The sequence below is a fragment of the Streptomyces sp. NPDC002265 genome (assembly GCF_040296125.1).
Classification (GTDB): domain Bacteria; phylum Actinomycetota; class Actinomycetes; order Streptomycetales; family Streptomycetaceae; genus Streptomyces.
The window spans coordinates 1-18,492 of record NZ_JBEOWS010000021.1; the positions used below are offsets into that span (position 1 = coordinate 1).

Consider the following 18,492-nt stretch of genomic DNA (forward strand, 5'->3'; position numbering starts at 1 on the left):
TGCCAGCCGTACAGGGGGCCGTCAGCCACTGGCCTGCTCGCGTGCTGCGGCTCGGCGCTTCGCTCGCTGCTCAGCAATGTCATCAACCGCGTCCCTCCGAGAGGGAGCGCCCTTCATCCGTATGTCACACGGCCCGACGGACCGCCCCTACTGCGCGCCGGGACGCACCAACCCGCTCTCGTACGCGTACACCGCAGCCTGCACCCGGTCACGCAGCCCCAGCTTCGTCAGCACATGACCGACATGCGTCTTGACCGTCGTCTCACTGACGAACAGATCCGCCGCGATCTCCGCGTTCGACAACCCCCGCGCCACCAGCTTCAGCACCTCGACCTCACGGTCCGTCAACGTGTGCAGCGTGTTCGGCACCGGCTCGTCCCCGGACGGCAGATGCGTGGCGTACTTGTCGAGCAGCCGCCGCGTGATGCTCGGCGCGAGCATCGCCTCACCACCGGCCACCACCCGGATCGCCTGCACCAACTCGTTCGCCGGCGCGTCCTTCAGCAGGAACCCGCTGGCCCCCGCCCGCAACGCCTCCACCACGTACTCGTCGAGATCGAACGTCGTCAGCACCAGCACCTTCGCCGGGCCGTCCCGCCCCGGACCCGTGATCTGCCGCGTCGCCTCCACACCGTCCATCCGCGGCATACGGATGTCCATCAACACCACATCAGGCTGCAGGGCCCGCACCTGATCGAGCGCCTGCAGACCGTCGCCCGCCTCGCCGACGACCGCGATGTCCACCTCCGCCTCCAGAATCATCCGGAAGCCCGTACGCAGCAGCGGCTGGTCGTCCACCAGCAGGACGCGGATGGCCACGTAGATCTCCTTCGCTAGTCCGGCCCCATTCTGCCCTGCTCCCGCTCCCCGGACGCCTCCGCCCTCACCGGCAGCGGATACGGCGGGGGAGTACCCCCGAACTCCGGACAGTGCGCCTGGTGATCGCACCAACCGCACAACTTCGTCGGCCGCGGCCGCCACTCACCCGTCTCCGTCGCCAGCCGGATCGCCTCCCACAGCGCCAGCAGCTTGCGCTCCACCCGCTCCAGATCCGCGGGCAGCGGATCGTAGGTCACCACATCACCGCTGCCGAGATACACCAGCTGCAACCGCCGCGGCAGCACCCCCTTCAGCCGCCACACCACCAGCGCGTAGAACTTCATCTGGAACAACGCACCCTCGGCATACTCCGGCCGCGGCGCCTTGCCCGTCTTGTAGTCCACGATGCGCACCTCGCCCGTCGGCGCCACATCGACCCGGTCGATGATCCCGCGCAGCGTCAGCCCCGACTCCAGCTCCGCCTCGACGAACAACTCCCGCTCGGCCGGCTCCAGCCGCGTCGGATCCTCCAGCGTGAACCAGCGCTCCACCAGCCGCTCCGCCTCACCCAGCCAGCGCGCCAGCCGCTCGCCCCCCGGATCGTCCGCGAACAGCTCCACCACCTCGGGACGGCTCTCCCGCAACCGCTCCCACTGACCCGGCACCAACGACCTCGCCCGCGGCGCCGTCCGCTCCACGGCCGGCGCGTCGAACAGCCGCTCAAGCACCGCATGCACCAGCGTGCCCCGCGTCGCCGCCTCGCTCGGCCGCTCCGGCAACCGGTCGATCACCCGGAACCGGTACAACAACGGACACTGCATGAAGTCACTCGCACGCGACGGAGACAACGACGCGGGCGGCCGCGCCCCCGGCACCGACGCCCCCACGACCACAGCCTGCGGGTCCTGCCCTGCCGTACCGCCGTCGTCCGGCCGTCCGGCACCCTGCGCACTCGTCTCCATGCCCACAGACCATACGGCCAGCCACCGACAACGACCCAGCCACCGACAACGACCCAGCCCCGCCGCGACCGCGGCAGGGGGCGACCGGGCAAACACAGGGGGTGCCGGGGCCGAACGCGTCACCACGGCCGCATACCATCGACCACAGACCTTCCGTCCGGCAGGCGCGGAAGACGCTTCGAACGAGGGGACATCGTGGACGAGAGCGGCGGGAGCGGGCGGCCGCGGCCGGGCAACGACGAACCGGCCGAGCGCCACCCGGGCCACCCGGCCCCGGCAGACGGTTCCGTACACCCGGACCCCACCCCACGCGACCGGACCGCCGGAGCAGAACCCACCGGCCCCGGCACCCACCCCACCCCGGACACCCCCGCGGACACCACCCCCACGGACACCGGCCCGACCACGCCCGACCCCGCCGCACCCGAAGCGCCCGCCCCCGCACCCGGCACGCCCACAGCCCCCACCGGCACCGGCCACGACACCCCGGACACCCCCGGCCGACGCACCCTCGCGCACTCACCCGCCGGCCACAACCGGCCGACCCGACGCGCCCCCGAACCCCGCGGCGGACTCCTCATGGGACGCCCCTTCGGCGTACCCGTCTACGTCGCACCCAGCTGGTTCCTCGTCGCCGCTCTGATCACCTGGGTCTTCGGCAACCAGCTCGACCGCGTCCTGCCCGACCTCGGCGCCGCCCGCTACCTGGTCTCCCTCTTCTTCGCCGTCGCCTTCTACGCCTCCGTACTCGTCCACGAACTCGCCCACACCGTCGCCGCCCTCCGCTTCAAACTCCCGGTCCGCCGCATCCAGCTCCAGTTCTTCGGCGGCGTCTCCGAGATCGAGAAGGAAGCCGAGACCCCCGGCCGCGAATTCGTCCTCGCCTTCGTCGGCCCCCTGCTCTCCCTGATCCTCGCCGGCCTCTTCTACCTCGCCATGCGACCCGTCGAACCCGGCACCGTCCCCGGCGTCCTGCTCGCCGGCCTGATGATCTCCAACCTCATCGTCGCCGCCTTCAACCTGCTCCCCGGCCTCCCCCTCGACGGCGGACGCATGCTCCGCGCCGTCGTCTGGAAAATCACCGGCCGCGCCATGAGCGGCACCGTCGCCGCCGCCTGGGTCGGCCGCGCCCTCGCCGTCTCCGTCCTCATCGGCCTGCCCCTGCTCACCCAGTCCGGCGCCCTCGGCTCCACCGCAGAGGACAGCGTCGGCATGGACACCGTCTTCGACGCCCTCCTCGCAGCCATCCTCGCCGCCATCATCTGGACCGGAGCCGGCAACAGCCTGCGCATGGCCCGCCTGCGCGAACACCTCCCCGAGCTGCGCGCCCGCAACCTCACCCGCCGCGCCGTCCCCGTCGAGACCACCACCCCCCTCTCCGAAGCCCTCCGCCGCGCCAACGCCGCCGGCGCCCGCGCCCTCGTCGTCGTCGACGCCCACGGCGAACCCCTCTCCCTCGTCCGCGAGGCCGCCATCGTCGGCGTACCCGAACACCGCCGCCCCTGGGTCGCCGTCAGCGGCCTCGCCCAGGACCTCACCGACGGCATGCGCGTCTCCGCCGAACTCTCCGGCGAGGAACTCCTCGACGTCCTGCGCGCCACCCCCGCCACCGAATACCTCGTCGTCGAGGACACCGGAGAGATCTACGGCGTCCTGTCCGCCGCCGACGTCGAGCGCGCCTTCGTCAAGGCCATGGCCCGCCCCAGCTGAGACCCGCCCCACAGCCCCGCCCTCACACCGCCCGCATGGTCGGCGGCCCCTCCCGGGACCGGTAGGCTGGTCACATGTCCGAACCGACCGGTGCCGCCCGCAGGCGCGGGCCCTTCAAGGTCGGGGACCAGGTTCAGCTGACCGACCCCAAGGGCCGCCACTACACGTTCACGCTCGAAGCCGGGAAGAACTTCCACACCCACAAGGGTTCCTTCCCGCACGACGAACTGATCGGCTCACCCGAGGGCAGCGTTGTCCGCACCACCGGTAACGTCGCCTACCTCGCGCTGCGCCCCCTGCTCCCCGACTACGTCCTGTCCATGCCCCGCGGCGCCGCCGTGGTCTACCCCAAGGACGCGGGGCAGATCCTCGCCTTCGCCGACATCTTCTCCGGCGCACGCGTCGTGGAAGCGGGCGTCGGCTCCGGCTCGCTCAGCAGCTTCCTGCTGCGCGCCATCGGCGACCAGGGCATGCTGCACTCCTACGAGCGCCGTGAGGACTTCGCCGACATCGCCCGGCAGAACGTCGAGCGCTACTTCGGCGGACCCCACCCCGCCTGGCAGCTCACCGTCGGCGACCTCCAGGACAACCTGAGCGACACCGACGTCGACCGCGTCATCCTCGACATGCTCGCCCCCTGGGAATGCCTCGAGGCCGTCTCCAAGGCCCTCGTCCCCGGCGGCATCCTGTGCTGCTACGTCGCCACCACCACCCAGCTCGCCCGGACCGTCGAGTCCATCCGCGAGATCGGCTGCTTCAACGAGCCGACCGCCTGGGAGACGATGATCCGCAACTGGCACATCGAGGGCCTCGCCGTCCGCCCGGACCACCGGATGATCGGCCACACCGGCTTCCTGCTCACCGCCCGCCGCCTCGCCGACGGCGTCGAGCCGCCCATGCGCCGCCGCCGCCCCGCCAAGGGCGCCTACGGCGAGGACTACGCCGGCCCCAACGCCGACGGAGGCGCCGCCGGCCGCTAGCCGACACCCCGAGGCGGCCCCCGCCGCCCCAACAACACCGCGCCGTGGCCGAGTTGCCCCACCCCACCCAGGAACTCGCCGACCGGGCATACGCGGTGGCCGCAGGCCCCCACCGGGCCCCACCCGCCCCCGGGGACCCCCCCGCCCCCCCCGGCCCCCCCCGCCCGTCCGGTCAGTCCTCCGTGCTCGTCTTCGAAGCCGTCGCCGTCTTCGCGGCGGCCGTCTTCTTCGTGGCGGTCGTCTTCTTCGTGGCGGTCGTCTTCTTCGCCGCCGTGGTCTTCTTGGCGGCCGTCTTCGTCGCGGCGGCCTTCTTGGCCGGGGCCTTCTTCGCGGGCGCCTTCTTGGCCGTCTTCTTGGCGGGACCCTTGGCGCGCTTCTCGGCAAGCAGTTCGAAGCCGCGCTCCGGGGTGATCTCCTCGACGCTGTCGCCGGAGCGCAGGGTCGCGTTGGTCTCGCCGTCGGTGACGTACGGCCCGAAGCGGCCGTCCTTGACCACGACCGGCTTCTCGCTGACCGGGTCCACGCCCAGCTCCTTCAGCGGCGGCTTGGCGGCCGCACGGCCACGCTGCTTGGGCTGGGCGTAGATCGCCAGCGCCTCGTCCAGCGTGATCGTGAAGAGCTGGTCCTCGGTCTGGAGCGACCGCGAGTCCGTGCCCTTCTTCAGGTACGGGCCGTAGCGGCCGTTCTGCGCGGTGATCTCCACGCCCTCCGCGTCGGTGCCGACGACGCGCGGGAGCGACATCAGCTGGAGCGCGTCCTGGAGGGTCACCGTGTCCAGCGACATCGACTTGAAGAGGGAGGCCGTGCGCGGCTTGACCGCGTTCTTGCCGGTCTTCGGGGTGCCCTCGGGGAGCACCTCGGTGACGTACGGCCCGTAGCGGCCGGCCCTGGCGATGATCTGGTGGCCCGTCTCCGGGTCGGCGCCCAGCTCGAAGTCGCCGCTCGGCTTGGCCAGCAGCTCCTCCGCGAAGTCGACGGAGAGCTCGTCCGGCGCCAGGTCGTCCGGCACGTCGGCGCGCTGGTGGCCCTCGGCGTCCTTCTCCCCGCGCTCGATGTACGGGCCGTAGCGGCCGACCCTGAGCACGATGTCGTTGCCCACGGGGAACGACGACACCTCGCGCGCGTCGATCGCGCCCAGGTCGGTCACCAGTTCCTTGAGACCGCCGAGGTGGTCGCCGTCGCCGTTGCCCGCGTCGGCCGCTCCGACCGCCTCGCCCTCGCCGAAGTAGAAACGCTTCAGCCACGGCACGGCCTGCGCCTCGCCGCGGGCGATGCGGTCGAGGTCGTCCTCCATCCGCGCGGTGAAGTCGTAGTCGACGAGCCGGCCGAAGTGCTTCTCCAGAAGGTTGACCACGGCGAAGGACAGGAAGGACGGCACGAGGGCCGTGCCCTTCTTGAAGACGTAGCCGCGGTCGAGGATGGTGCCGATGATCGACGCGTACGTCGACGGGCGGCCGATCTCGCGCTCTTCGAGCTCCTTGACCAGGCTGGCCTCGGTGTAGCGGGCCGGGGGCTTGGTGGCGTGCCCGTCGACCGTGATCTCCTCGGCCGTGAGCGCGTCGCCCTCGGCGACCTGCGGCAGCCGGCGCTCGCGGTCGTCGAGTTCGGCGTTCGGGTCGTCGGCGCCCTCGACGTACGCCTTCAGGAAGCCGTGGAAGGTGATCGTCTTGCCGGAGGCGCTGAACTCGACGTCCCGGCCGTCGGCGGCCGCGCCGGCGATCTTCACCGTGACGGAGTTGCCGACCGCGTCCTTCATCTGCGAGGCGACGGTCCGCTTCCAGATCAGCTCGTAGAGCTTGAACTGGTCGCCGGTCAGACCGGTCTCGGCGGGGGTGCGGAAACGATCACCCGAAGGGCGGATCGCCTCGTGCGCCTCCTGGGCGTTCTTGACCTTCCCGGCGTACGTCCGCGGCTGCGCCGGCAGATAGTCGGCGCCGTACAGCTGCGTGACCTGGGCGCGGGCGGCCGTGACCGCGGTGTCGCTCAGCGTCGTGGAGTCCGTACGCATGTACGTGATGTAGCCGTTCTCGTACAGCTTCTGCGCGACCTGCATGGTGGCCTTGGCGCCGAAGCCGAGCTTGCGGCTGGCCTCCTGCTGGAGCGTCGTCGTACGGAACGGGGCGTACGGCGAGCGGCGGTACGGCTTGGACTCGACCGACCGGACGGCGAACCGGGTGTTCTCCAGGGCGGCGGCCAGGGCGCGGGCGTTCGCCTCGTCGAGGTGGAGGATGTTCGCGCTCTTGAGCCGGCCCAGGGAGTCGAAGTCGCGGCCCTGCGCGACCCGCCTGCCGTCGACCGACTGGAGGCGGGCGACCAGGGAGGACGGGTCCGACGGGTCTCCCGCGCGGCCGGTCGCGAAGGTGCCCGTCAGGTCCCAGTACTCGGCGGAGCGGAACGCGATGCGCTCGCGCTCCCGCTCGACGACGAGCCGGGTGGCGACGGACTGGACACGGCCTGCCGACAGCCGCGGCATGACCTTCTTCCACAGGACCGGCGACACCTCGTAGCCGTAGAGGCGGTCGAGGATGCGGCGGGTCTCCTGGGCGTCGACCATGCGCTTGTTCAGATCGCGCGGGTTGGCCACGGCCTCGCGGATCGCGTCCTTGGTGATCTCGTGGAACACCATGCGCTTGACCGGGACCTTGGGCTTCAGCACTTCGAGGAGGTGCCACGCGATGGCTTCGCCCTCGCGGTCCTCATCGGTGGCCAGGAAGAGTTCGTCGGAGTCCTTCAGCAGGTCCTTGAGCTTCTTGACCTGGGCCTTCTTGTCAGCGTTGACCACGTAGATCGGCTGGAAGTCGTGTTCGACGTCCACCCCGAGGCGACGGACCTCGCCGGTGTACTTCTCGGGCACCTCCGCGGCGCCGTTGGGGAGGTCGCGGATGTGCCCGACGCTCGCTTCGACGACGTAGCCGGGGCCGAGATAGCCCTTGATCGTCTTCGCCTTGGCAGGCGACTCGACGATGACGAGTCGGCGGCCGCCCTGTGCGGTCTCGCTGGTCGGGGACAACTTCGCTCTTCTCTCCGGTCGACGCTGGGGCCTCCCCAGGCCTTCTTCCCGGGGTCGGGTCATGGTGACGCTGCGGAGTGTGACGGTACATCCCGTCCCCGTGTCAAACGGGAAAAGCCCGCAACGGCCACTCGAACGGTAACCCGACTACCGCCATTCCTGCCGCCCGGAGTGTCCACCAGCCCTTTCGGGTAGATCCGGAGTGTGACCTCCCAGTTACTGGCAGGAGGAGGCCGGGGCGGCTATCGGACGCGGGCGATACACCATGCGGCGAGGACCAGCGCGGCCACTCCGGCGAGAGCGGCGAGGGTCGCCGATGCGACCGGGTTCACACCGAGGGCGACGGGTTCGCGACGCCTGACGCGGGTCGCGGTCCACACCAGCAACCCGGTTCCGAACAGGGCGAACACCGCTCCGGTGAAGATCGCCGGCCCGCTCTCCATGGTCTGCCGCGCCCCTTTTCCGCGGCCTTCGACGGGCCGCTGCCAGGAGACTGCCACGCGTGGGCGGCGCGCAGAAGAACCCGGGGTGAACGCGGGGCCGACGCGGCCGTGATCCCGCCACCGCCTCGGGCCGTGCCGGACAGGGTTTCTTTCCGGTCGTCCTCGCGTCGGCTGCGCGGCCGGCTCGAACTTGTTTCCGTGGACCGCGACGCCGTGACCGACGACGCACGTGCGCGCAGGGATTCGCATCAGCCCGTGCGGGCGCTGCGTGGGCGCCGTGCGGGCGCTGCGTGGGCGCCGTGCGGGCGCTGCGTGGGCGCCGTGCGGGCGCTATGCGAGCGCTGCGTGGGCGCCGCCCGAAGCGTCCGGCGCCGGCGGCATGTTGGCTGGTTTCACGTCCCGGAGCGGGACGCCGAGGCGGACGCCCGCGATACCGACGCGGACGCCCGGGATGCCGCGCGGCGGGAGCCGCACGGCACGGTCACGAGGTCAGCCGGTCACGGGGCCGCAGAGCCACCCGGGCGCCGGATCACCGCTCCGGTTCGAGGAAGCCCTGCTCCACCAGCAGGCGGATCTGGGCGGGGGTGCGGTCGCGCAGCAGCACCGGGTCCTCGCCGACGAGTTGGGCGATGGCGTCGAGGATGCGGCCCGCGCTCAGCGAGCCGTCGCACACGCCCGCGAAGCCCGCGCCGACCGTGTCCACCTTGGTGGCCCTGCGCATGCCCCGGTGCTGGCGCAGCACGACATGCTCCGGGTCCTCGGCGCCGGGCAGCCCGACCTGCTCCTGGACGATCTCGGCGGCGAGCCTGAAGTGACCGGCGAGCAGGGCGGCGTCGTCGTGCCCCCGCAGGTAGTCGAGGCGGTCGAAGTGCGCCCGGATCGTGTCGCCGAGCGGTTGTTCGACGGAGTGCGGCCACTCCTCCACGGTGACGGAGGGCTCGGCGGCCGTCCGGCGCAGGGTGATCCAGCCGAAGCCGACGGCCTTCACCTTGCGTGCCTCGAACTCGTCCAGCCATGCGTCGTAGCGCGCCTGGTACTCGACCGGGTCGCTGCGGTGGTCGCCCGCGTCCCTGAGCCACAGCTCGGCGTACTGCGTGACGTCCTGCACCTCGCGCTGCACGATCCAGGCGTCACAGCCGCGCGGGACCCACGCCCTGAGCCTGTCCTGCCAGTCCTCCCCCTCCACGTGCTGCCAGTTGGCGAGGAACTGCGCGAACCCGCCCTCGTTCAGCCGCTGTCCCGCCTGCTGAACGAGCGTGCGGCACAGATCGTCCCCGCCCATCCCGCCGTCGCGGTACGTCAGCCGGGCGCCCGGCGAGATCACGAACGGCGGGTTGGAGACGATCAGGTCGTACGTCTCGTCGTCCCGGACCGGGTCGAACAGCGAGCCCTCGCGCAGGTCGGCGGCCGGTGCGCCGGACAGCGCGAGCGTGAGGGCGGTGATGTGCAGGGCACGCGGGTTGAGGTCGGTCGCCGTCACCCGCGTGGCGTGCCGGGAGGCGTGCAGCGCCTGGATCCCGGAGCCCGTGCCGAGGTCGAGCGCGGAGCCGACGGGGGTACGGACGGTGATGCCTGCGAGGGTCGTGGACGCACCGCCGACACCGAGGACCACGGCGGTGTCCGCCTGCTGGCCCCGGCCGCCGATGCCGCCCGCGCCGCCGACCGCGCAGCCCAGGTCCGACACGATGAACCAGTCCTCGCCGTCGGGTCCGCCGAACGGCCGTACGTCCACGGCCGCGGCGACCTCGTCCCCGCCGGTGCGCACCAGCCAGCCGCTCTCCAGACACGCGTCCACGGGCAGCACACCCGCCACGCGCGCGTGCGGCACGGGCTGCTGGAGCAGGAACAGCCGGACGAGCGTCTCCAGCGGCGTGTCCCCACGGGTCGCCCGGAGCGCGGGGACGGTCTCGCTGCGCGCCAGCGCCGTGTACGCGGGGGCGCCGAGCAGTTCGAGCAGTCCGTCGGCGGTGAAGGAGGCACCGAGCAGGGCGTCGCGCAGACCGGCGACGACGTCGGGACGGTCGGCGGAGGGCAGGGGGATGAGGGTGGAGTCGGTGGAGTTGCTCACGTCCCCATTGTGTCCGCTCCGGATTGTGTCCGCTGCGGCCGACGGCATTGTGTCCGCTGCGGCCGACGGCGCGATCGCGCCCGCACCTCCGTCCCCCACCGTGCGTACTCCGGCGGAACGTGCACGGACCTGCCTGGAGGCCCCGGCACGCGCGCGTACCGGGGCCTCTGGGCGTATGGGGGGTCCGGGCCGGGTCAGCCCGCCGTCGCCGCCGCGGACGAGGACGCGGCGGACTTGCAGCTCGCCTGCTCGGCCATCGCCTTGCCGACGTCGCCCGCTTCCAGCTCCTTGAGGGCGCCGTTGCCGTTCTTGCTCAGCTTGTCGAGCTCGGTGGCGACGTCCTTCAGGCCGTCGGCGAACTTGGCCTGGTCCTTGGTGTCGAGGGCGTCGACCTGCTTCTTCAGGGAGGCGTACGACGCCGAGATGTCGTTGAGCTCCTTGACCGCGCCCTGCTGCTTCTGCTCGGCGTTCTTGGCGTCCCCGCTGTCCGGGGCTCCCGCCTGGTCGACGGCGGCGCCGATCGCCTTGTAGGCGTCCGACATGTCCTGGAACGCCTGGGAGTCGGTCTTCTGGACGTCCTCCGGCGCGCTGTTGTCCGAGGTCTGCTTCTGGATGGCGGCGTTGGCGGCCGCGATCTTCTTGGCCTGGGGCTGGACGGAGTCGCAGACCTGCTTGGCCCAGGCGCTCAGCTTCGCGCTGCTGCCGTCGTCGCTGCTGCCGCATCCCGACAGCGCCATTGCCAGTACCGCACCGCCGGACAGCGCGGCCGCGAGCTTCTTGTTCACCGGATTGGTCCCTTCCATGGCTCTCGGCCCCGGAACATACACGCCGCGCGGACGACGGACCCGAGACGAATGCCCTTTATGGGCACTGATGTAGCCATTTGCACCAAGTGAGAGAAGGCTCACGAGCAGGGGCGCGAACACACAAGAGGGCGGGGGCGGGGGGGCGGGCAGCCCCCCCCCCCCCCCCCCCAGCGCCCGCCACCGCCCGCCCGTGAGCCAGGCCTCGCCCGGACCGCCTACGAAACCACCGCAGGATCCGCCGACTTGGAGGCCCGCTCGGCGTTCTCCTCGTCACCCACGGCGATTCCGCGCCGCTTGGAGATGTACACCGAGACCACGATGACCAGGAGCGAGAGGACCGCGATCATGATCCGCACGCCGATGCTCTTGTCCTGACCGTAGGAGAACTTGATGACGGCCGGCGCGATCAGCAGCGCCACCAGGTTCATCACCTTCAGCAGCGGGTTGATCGCGGGGCCGGCGGTGTCCTTGAAGGGGTCGCCGACCGTGTCGCCGATCACCGTGGCCGCGTGGGCCTCGCTGCCCTTGCCGCCGTGATGGCCGTCCTCCACGAGCTTCTTGGCGTTGTCCCAGGCACCGCCGGAGTTGGCGAGGAACACCGCCATCAGCGTCCCCGCCCCGATCGCGCCCGCGAGGTACGCGCCGAGCGGGCCGATGCCGAGCGTGAAACCGATGAAGATCGGTGCCATGACGGCCAGCAGTCCGGGCGTGGCGAGTTCGCGCAGGGCGTCCTTGGTGCAGATGTCGACGACCTTCCCGTACTCCGGGGTCTCGGTGTAGTCCATGATCCCGGGCTTCTCACGGAACTGCCGCCGCACCTCGTACACCACCGAACCGGCCGACCGGGACACCGCGTTGATCGCCAGTCCCGAGAACAGGAACACGACCGCCGCGCCGGCGATGAGGCCGACGAGGTTGTTCGGCTGCGAGATGTCCATCATCAGGCTCATCGGCGCGCCCGCTCCGGTGAGTTTCTCGCCGACGTCCTGCGCTCCGGTGGTGATCGCGTCACGGTACGACCCGAAGAGCGCCGACGCCGCCAGCACCGCGGTGGCGATGGCGATGCCCTTGGTGATGGCCTTGGTGGTGTTGCCGACCGCGTCCAGGTTGGTGAGCACCTGGGCGCCCGCCCCCTGGACGTCGCCCGACATCTCGGCGATGCCCTGGGCGTTGTCGGAGACCGGGCCGAAGGTGTCCATCGCGACGATCACACCGACCGTGGTGAGCAGGCCGGTGCCGGCCAGCGCCACCGCGAACAGCGCCAGCATGATCGACGTACCGCCGAGCAGGAAGGCCCCGTACACACCGAGGCCGATCAGCAGAGCGGTGTAGACGGCCGACTCCAGGCCGACGGAGATACCGGCGAGGACGACGGTGGCCGGGCCGGTCAGAGAGGTCTTGCCGATGTCCCTGACCGGGCGGCGGCTGGTTTCGGTGAAGTAGCCGGTCAGTTGCTGGATGACGGCGGCGAGCACGATGCCGATCGCCACCGCGACGAGGGCGAGGATGCGCGGATCGCCGCTCTTGCCCTTGATCGCCGCGTCGGTGACACCGTCGAGACCCGCGTACGACGACGGCAGGTAGACGAAGACCGCCAGCGCGACCAGTACGACCGAGATCACCGCGGAGATGAAGAAGCCCCGGTTGATCGCGGACATGCCACTGCGGTCGGTGCGGCGCGGGGACACGGCGAAGATGCCGATCATCGCGGTGACGACGCCGATCGCCGGCACGAGCAGCGGGAAGGCGAGACCGAAGTCGCCGAAGGCCGCCTTGCCGAGGATCAGCGCGGCGACCAGGGTCACCGCGTAGGACTCGAACAGGTCGGCCGCCATGCCCGCGCAGTCGCCGACGTTGTCGCCCACGTTGTCGGCGATGGTCGCGGCATTGCGCGGGTCGTCCTCCGGGATGCCCTGCTCGACCTTGCCGACCAGGTCGGCGCCGACGTCGGCCGCCTTGGTGAAGATGCCGCCGCCGACTCGCATGAACATGGCGATCAGGGCGGCGCCGAGGCCGAATCCCTCGAGCACCTTCGGGGCGTCGGCCGCGTACACCAGCACCACGCAGGAGGCGCCCAGCAGACCGAGCCCCACCGTGAACATGCCGACGACGCCGCCCGTACGGAAAGCGATCTTCATTGCCTTGTGCGAGACGGTGGTGAGGTCCTTTTCCGGCTCACCCTCCGTCGGGGTCGCTTCCCTGGCCGCCGCGGCGACACGCACATTGCTGCGCACGGCGAGCCACATGCCGATATAGCCGGTGGCCGCCGAGAAGCCGGCGCCGATCAGGAAGAAGATCGACCGGCCGGCCCGCTGATTCCAGTCGTCCGCGGGCAGCAGCATGAGCAGGAAGAAGACGACCACGGCGAATACGCCGAGTGTGCGCAACTGCCGGGCCAGATAGGCGTTGGCACCTTCCTGGACCGCTGCCGCGATCTTCTTCATGCTGTCGGTGCCCTCGCCCGCGGCGAGCACCTGGCGCACCAGGACGCCCGCGACCACGAGGGCGGCCAGCGCCACGACACCGATGACCATCACCAGGACGCGGTTGTCGTCGGTCAGAACTGCGGCTGCGAAGGTTGTGGGGTGATCGAACTGCTGAGGGGTAGAAAGCCCCGCCATTCGTCCTCCTTGACGCTTGGGCTGAGCTCAAGATGTGGACGGATTCTAGGTACCGGAACCTGATCAAAACAGGGCGCGGTAAACGGAATTAGCCTTCACTTGCTCTACAGCAAATGATCGAGGTCACGCCATCGAACCCGAAAGAGGTAATGCCCTAAAAGCATTGACGCCCGCACGGGCGCTTGATCAAATGATCGCCCGATTGATCGTGAATTTCTTCACGCATTCCTGCAAACGGGTGAGGAAAACACGAAGGGCCCTGCTCAGCAGGGCCCGAACGGGGGTGATGCGGTGAAGCGCGGAGCCGGCGTCAGGCCGACGCGGCGGCCGGCGGGGTGGTCGGCCAGGTCATACGGATGCGTCCGCCGTTCTGTCCGGCGGTCACCTCCACGTCGTCGACGAGTCCGCTGATGACCGCGAGACCCATCTCGTCCTCCTCGGCCTCGATGTCCGGATCCTCGACCACGTCGCCGACCGGGCCCTCCCGGGGGGCGTGCGGCGCCTCGTCCCCGACCTCGATGGAGAACTGCTTCTCCTCCTCGATCAGCAGGACCTGGATCGGCGCGGTGATGGCGCCGTTCTGGTGCAGTCCGACGGCACGGGAGCACGCCTCGCCGACGGCGAGCCGCACCTCGTCGAGGACGGCCTCGTCCACCCCGGCCCTGCGCGCCACCGCCGCCGCCACGAGTCGGGCGGTCCTGACGTGCTCGGGCAGCGCGCTGAAGCGGAGTTCAACGGTGGCCATGCATCCCCCTCGGAACTACGGGCGTGCGCGTGCGGTCGGGGGCCCGGGCCGCCGAAAGCCCGGTCCCCCTGCTGTGCAACTCGACCCCCCGGGCACACGGCCCGGACGGTGATCAGTCGGTGGCCGCCACCGCTTCGTCGACCGAGGTGTGGATGGGGAACACCTTGGTGAGACCGGTGATACGGAAGATCTTCAGAATGCGCTCCTGGTTGCAGACCAGGCGCAGCGAGCCCTCGTGGGCACGCACCCGCTTCAAGCCGCCGACCAGCACGCCGAGCCCGGTGGAGTCGAGGAAGTCCACGCCCTCCATGTCGACGACGAGGTGGAAATTGCCGTCGTTCACCAGCTCGACCAACTGCTCGCGCAACTTGGGCGCGGTATATACGTCGATTTCGCCACCGACCTCGACGACCGTACGATCGCCGACGGTACGGGTCGACAGGGACAGGTCCACGGATCCTCCAGCACCTTGCTATCGAGCGGTCGCCCCATGGGACACCTCGGCAGAGCCCCCAGGACGGTTCGCCAGCCGCGATGGCATTCAATCACTTACCGGCAGGCGTGCACGACGCCTTGGCTCCATTGTCCGTCACGCCAGTGACACACTCGGTGCCGATGGCCGAGAATCTCCGATCCGATCGACCCCCGACGGGACCCGAGTCCCGCCCCGCGCCGAGCACGGTCCTGAACCGGCTCGCCTCGGGGCCGAGCCGGGCTTCGCGCATCACTCATACGGAGCACTTGCCCCCGCGTGCGGGTCGCCATGCCGTCTGGCCTCACCGGATTCGCTCCGAGGTCGTCGCGGCCGTCCGGTCCGCAGGCATCGAACACCCCTGGGCCCACCAGGCGGAGGCCGCCGAGCACGCCCTGGACGGCGAGTCGGTGGTCGTCGCCACCGGCACCGCGTCCGGCAAGTCCCTCGCCTACCTCGTCCCGGTCCTGTCCGCGCTCCTCGACGGCTCCGAGGCCCCGAACGGCCGCGGCGCCACCGCCCTGTACCTGGCCCCCACGAAGGCCCTGGCGGCCGACCAGTGCCGTGCGGTGAAGGAACTCGCACGGCCCCTGGGCAAGGCCGTGCGCCCGGCCGTGTACGACGGCGACACGCCGTTCGAGGAACGCGAGTGGGTCCGCCAGTACGCCAACTACGTCCTCACCAACCCGGACATGCTCCACCGCGGGATATTGCCGTCCCACCCGCGCTGGTCCTCCTTCCTGAAGTCGCTCAAGTACGTCGTCATCGACGAGTGCCACACCTACCGGGGCGTCTTCGGCTCCCATGTCGCCCAGGTGCTGCGCCGCCTGCGCCGCCTGTGCGCCCGCTACGGAGCCTCCCCGGTCTTCCTGCTGGCCTCGGCCACCGCCGCCGAACCGGCCGTGGCCGCCCGCCGGCTGACCGGCCTGCCGGTCGTCGAGGTCGCCGACGACGCCTCACCACGCGGGGAACTGGTGTTCGCCCTCTGGGAGCCCCCGCTCACCGAGATGCAGGGCGAGAAGGGCGCTCCGGTGCGCCGGACGGCCACCGCCGAGACGGCCGACCTGCTGACCGACCTCGCCGTGCAGGGCGTACGCACGGTCGCCTTCGTACGCTCCCGGCGCGGCGCCGAGCTCATCGCCGTCATCGCCCAGGAGCGCCTCGCCGAGGTGGATCGTTCGCTGGCCCGGCGTGTCGCGGCCTATCGCGGCGGCTACCTCCCCGAGGAACGCCGCGCCCTGGAACGCGCCCTGCACTCCGGCGAGCTCCTCGGCCTCGCCGCCACGACCGCGCTGGAGCTCGGCGTGGACGTGTCGGGCCTGGACGCCGTGCTCATCGCCGGATATCCGGGCACCCGCGCGTCGCTGTGGCAGCAGGCGGGCCGGGCCGGCCGCTCCGGGCAGGGGGCCCTCGCCGTCCTGGTGGCCCGCGACGATCCGCTGGACACCTTCCTCGTCCATCATCCGGAGGCCCTGTTCGACCGGCCGGTGGAATCCACGGTCCTCGACCCCGACAATCCGTACGTCCTCGCCCCGCACCTGTGCGCGGCCGCCGCGGAGCTGCCGCTGGTCGAGGAGGACCTGACCCTGTTCGGCCCGGCGGCCGCGGAACTGCTGCCGCAGCTGGAGGCCGCGAAGCTGCTGCGCCGCCGGACGAAGGCCTGGCACTGGACCCGCCGGGAGCGGGCCGCCGATCTGACCGACATCCGCGGCGAGGGCGGACGGCCGGTGCAGATCGTCGAGGAGGGAACGGGACGGCTGCTGGGCACGGTCGACGAGAGCGCCTCCCACACCGCCGTCCACGAGGGCGCGGTCCACCTCCACCAGGGGCGTACGTACCTCGTCCGCTCCCTCGACCTGGAGGACTCGGTCGCCCTGGTCGAGGAGGCCGCCCCGCCGTACTCGACGGTCGCCCGCGACACGACGTCGATCTCCGTCCTGGAGACCGACACCGAGATCCCCTGGGGCGCCGGCCGCCTGTGCTACGGCTCCGTGGAGGTCACCAACCAGGTCGTCTCCTTCCTGCGCAGACGTGTCATCACCGGCGAGGTGCTGGGCGAGACTAAGCTCGACCTTCCCCCTCGCACGCTGCGGACCCGGGCCGTGTGGTGGACGGTCACCGAGGACCAGCTGGACGAGGCCCGGATCAACCCGGAGATCCTGGGCGGCGCCCTGCACGCCGCGGAGCACGCCTCGATCGGGATGCTGCCCCTCTTCGCGACCTGCGACCGCTGGGACATCGGCGGCGTGTCCGTACCCCTGCACCCCGACACCCTCCTGCCGACGGTCTTCGTCTACGACGGCCACCCCGGCGGCGCGGGCTTCGCGGAGCGCGCCTTCCACACCGCCCGCGCCTGGCTCACCGCCACCCGTCAGGCCATCGCCTCCTGCGAGTGCGAGGCCGGCTGCCCGTCCTGCATCCAGTCGCCCAAGTGCGGCAACGGGAACGATCCCCTGCACAAGCGGGGTGCCGTACGCCTGCTCACGGTTCTGCTGCGGGGAGCTCCGCAGGAGGAGCCGCGGGACGAGCCGCGGAAAGAGCCGCAGGGCGAGTCGCGGGGGGAGGGGCAGGATCGGGGAGCACCGGAGCCGGGACAGGTCCCGGGACCGGCCGGGGAGCCGGGGCAGGATCCGAGGTCGGCGCGGGAGCAGGGACGGGACCCGCGGTCGGGCCGGGAGCAGGAGCGGGAGTAGCGGCGGGTCCCGGGATCGGTCTGAGAGCAGGGGCGGGTCCCGGGATCGGCGCGGGCCCGGGAAACGGCGCGGGGGGAGTCCGCGGGACCTGTTCCGCCGGGCCCGCCCGGGCCCTGACCTCGGCCTCGAACGGCCCCCGCCCCGAGGCCGCGGACACGTCGGAGACCGCGCCCAGCACGGCGCACCGCACCAGCCGGGTGCCCTGGGCCCGAGCCACCCGCTCCGCTCGCGCACAGGCCGCCGCGCCGCCCTCCGCCGCGTGATCGGCCGCCGCCAGCGCCGCGAGGTCGGCGCCGCCGGCCGCCCGGTGCCGGGTCACGACGGCCTGGCCGAGCGCCAGCACCGCCCCGAACACGACGCACAGCACGGCGATCGCTCCGACACTCCAGACGGTGGCGGAGCCGCGGTCGCTCCGGACGGTGGCGGAGCCGCGATCGCTCCAGACGGTGGCGGAGCCGCGGTCCGAGCGCGGTCCGCCGCCAGACCCGGCGCCCTCCGACGGGACCGCCCGGGCCGCCTGGGCCGCCCGGAGCTCCCGACTCCCCGTCACGGGTCCGCCTCCCCCGGCTCCACCGTCTCCTCGGCCCATGCCACGGCCTCCTCCCGTACCTCGAACGGCAGCCCGTGCAGCGCCGGGGGTCTGGCCACGACCACCACGCGGACCTGGTCGCCCGAACGGCCCACCGAGACCTCCGCACCGCTCGGCGCCGCCGCCCGGGTGACCGCCAGCACCAGGTCGGCCGAATCCTGCCGGGCCGCCGCCCGCGCCCCCGTCCGCGCCGCGTCCACGCACTGGATCCGTACGGCCGCCACGAGCAGCGCCCACACCAGCGCCAGCGCGAACAGCACCAGCACGGGCAGCACCACTGCCGACTCGGCCGTCACGAACCCCCGGTCCGCGCCTCGCTCACACCGACGCACTGAGCGCTCGCTTCACGATGGCCTCCAGCTCCGCGCTGACCGCACCGCTCGTCACCACCTTGTAGAGGAGCACGGCGAACGCCACCGCCGCGACGATCCCCATCGCGTACTCGGACGTGACCATCCCCGCGTCCTTGCGCACCGCACGTGCCCTGCGCTCCAGGGCGCGCAGCCGCACCCGTACCGTCTTGTACATCTCAGCCCCCGTAAGGTCCGCTTCCGTCGATCTCTCTGGTCCTCGG

Annotated in this window: 14 protein-coding genes and 1 pseudogene; 3 read left to right on the forward strand and 12 right to left on the reverse strand. The window is 71.5% G+C overall.

The window, feature by feature from the left end:
• Positions 1–147: 147 nt before the first annotated feature.
• Positions 148–819, reverse strand: a complete 672-nt coding sequence (locus ABT085_RS06145) for a response regulator (RefSeq protein WP_162470060.1) — start codon at positions 817–819, stop codon at positions 148–150.
• A 14-nt stretch (positions 820–833) separates the two neighbouring features.
• Entirely contained in the window at positions 834–1,781 is a 948-nt protein-coding gene (locus ABT085_RS06150; protein WP_351602677.1) for a RecB family exonuclease, read from the reverse strand.
• A 195-nt stretch (positions 1,782–1,976) separates the two neighbouring features.
• On the opposite strand from ABT085_RS06150, the gene ABT085_RS06155 reads away from it, so the two are divergent.
• Both ABT085_RS06155 and ABT085_RS06160 read left to right on the forward strand, forming a co-directional pair.
• Positions 1,977–3,491, forward strand: a complete 1,515-nt coding sequence (locus tag ABT085_RS06155) for a site-2 protease family protein (RefSeq protein ID WP_502982652.1) — start codon at positions 1,977–1,979, stop codon at positions 3,489–3,491.
• A 74-nt stretch (positions 3,492–3,565) separates the two neighbouring features.
• Positions 3,566–4,471, forward strand: coding sequence for a tRNA (adenine-N1)-methyltransferase (locus ABT085_RS06160; protein ID WP_351602679.1), 906 nt, complete (start codon positions 3,566–3,568; stop codon positions 4,469–4,471).
• Between the two features lie 172 nt (positions 4,472–4,643).
• Here ABT085_RS06160 and topA read toward each other — a convergent pair whose 3' ends face one another.
• The 7 genes from topA to bldG form a co-directional block, all read right to left on the reverse strand.
• Entirely contained in the window at positions 4,644–7,481 is a 2,838-nt protein-coding gene (gene topA / locus ABT085_RS06165) for a type I DNA topoisomerase (RefSeq protein ID WP_351602681.1), read from the reverse strand.
• A gap of 242 nt (positions 7,482–7,723) precedes the next feature.
• Positions 7,724–7,924, reverse strand: coding sequence for a hypothetical protein (locus tag ABT085_RS06170; RefSeq protein WP_351602683.1), 201 nt, complete (start codon positions 7,922–7,924; stop codon positions 7,724–7,726).
• 529 nt (positions 7,925–8,453) lie between these two features.
• Positions 8,454–10,040 carry a DUF7059 domain-containing protein gene (locus ABT085_RS06175; RefSeq protein ID WP_351602757.1) on the reverse strand — a complete coding sequence of 529 codons (1,587 nt, stop codon included), beginning with the start codon at positions 10,038–10,040 and terminating at the stop codon, positions 8,454–8,456.
• Positions 10,041–10,186: 146 nt separating this feature from the next.
• The gene (locus ABT085_RS06180) at positions 10,187–10,795 is read right to left on the reverse strand and encodes a small secreted protein (RefSeq protein WP_351602685.1); all 609 of its coding nucleotides are present in this window, start codon (positions 10,793–10,795) and stop codon (positions 10,187–10,189) included.
• A gap of 218 nt (positions 10,796–11,013) precedes the next feature.
• A complete protein-coding gene (locus tag ABT085_RS06185) occupies positions 11,014–13,419 on the reverse strand; it encodes a sodium-translocating pyrophosphatase (protein ID WP_351602687.1) in 2,406 nt (801 codons plus the stop codon).
• 310 nt (positions 13,420–13,729) lie between these two features.
• Positions 13,730–14,164: an ATP-binding protein gene (locus tag ABT085_RS06190; RefSeq protein WP_351602689.1), complete on the reverse strand. Its 435-nt coding sequence runs from the start codon at positions 14,162–14,164 to the stop codon at positions 13,730–13,732.
• 112 nt (positions 14,165–14,276) lie between these two features.
• Positions 14,277–14,618: an anti-sigma factor antagonist BldG gene (gene bldG / locus ABT085_RS06195; RefSeq protein ID WP_009189842.1), complete on the reverse strand. Its 342-nt coding sequence runs from the start codon at positions 14,616–14,618 to the stop codon at positions 14,277–14,279.
• Between the two features lie 80 nt (positions 14,619–14,698).
• Here bldG and ABT085_RS06200 point away from each other — a divergent pair, with 80 nt between their 5' ends.
• A complete protein-coding gene (locus ABT085_RS06200; RefSeq protein WP_351602691.1) occupies positions 14,699–17,329 on the forward strand; it encodes a DEAD/DEAH box helicase in 2,631 nt (876 codons plus the stop codon).
• A 157-nt stretch (positions 17,330–17,486) separates the two neighbouring features.
• Here the strand turns inward: ABT085_RS06200 and ABT085_RS46655 are convergent.
• The 3 genes and pseudogenes from ABT085_RS46655 to ABT085_RS06215 form a co-directional block, all read right to left on the reverse strand.
• A pseudogene (locus ABT085_RS46655) lies at positions 17,487–17,918 on the reverse strand (Rv3654c family TadE-like protein); the annotation flags it as partial.
• Complete coding sequence (locus tag ABT085_RS06210) at positions 17,876–18,250, reverse strand: TadE family type IV pilus minor pilin (protein WP_351602693.1); 375 nt, start codon at positions 18,248–18,250, stop codon at positions 17,876–17,878. The pseudogene ABT085_RS46655 and the gene ABT085_RS06210, both read right to left, overlap by 43 nt.
• Entirely contained in the window at positions 18,237–18,446 is a 210-nt protein-coding gene (locus ABT085_RS06215) for a DUF4244 domain-containing protein (RefSeq protein ID WP_351602695.1), read from the reverse strand. The genes ABT085_RS06210 and ABT085_RS06215 overlap by 14 nt, the downstream gene beginning before the upstream one ends.
• Positions 18,447–18,492: the final 46 nt, after the last annotated feature.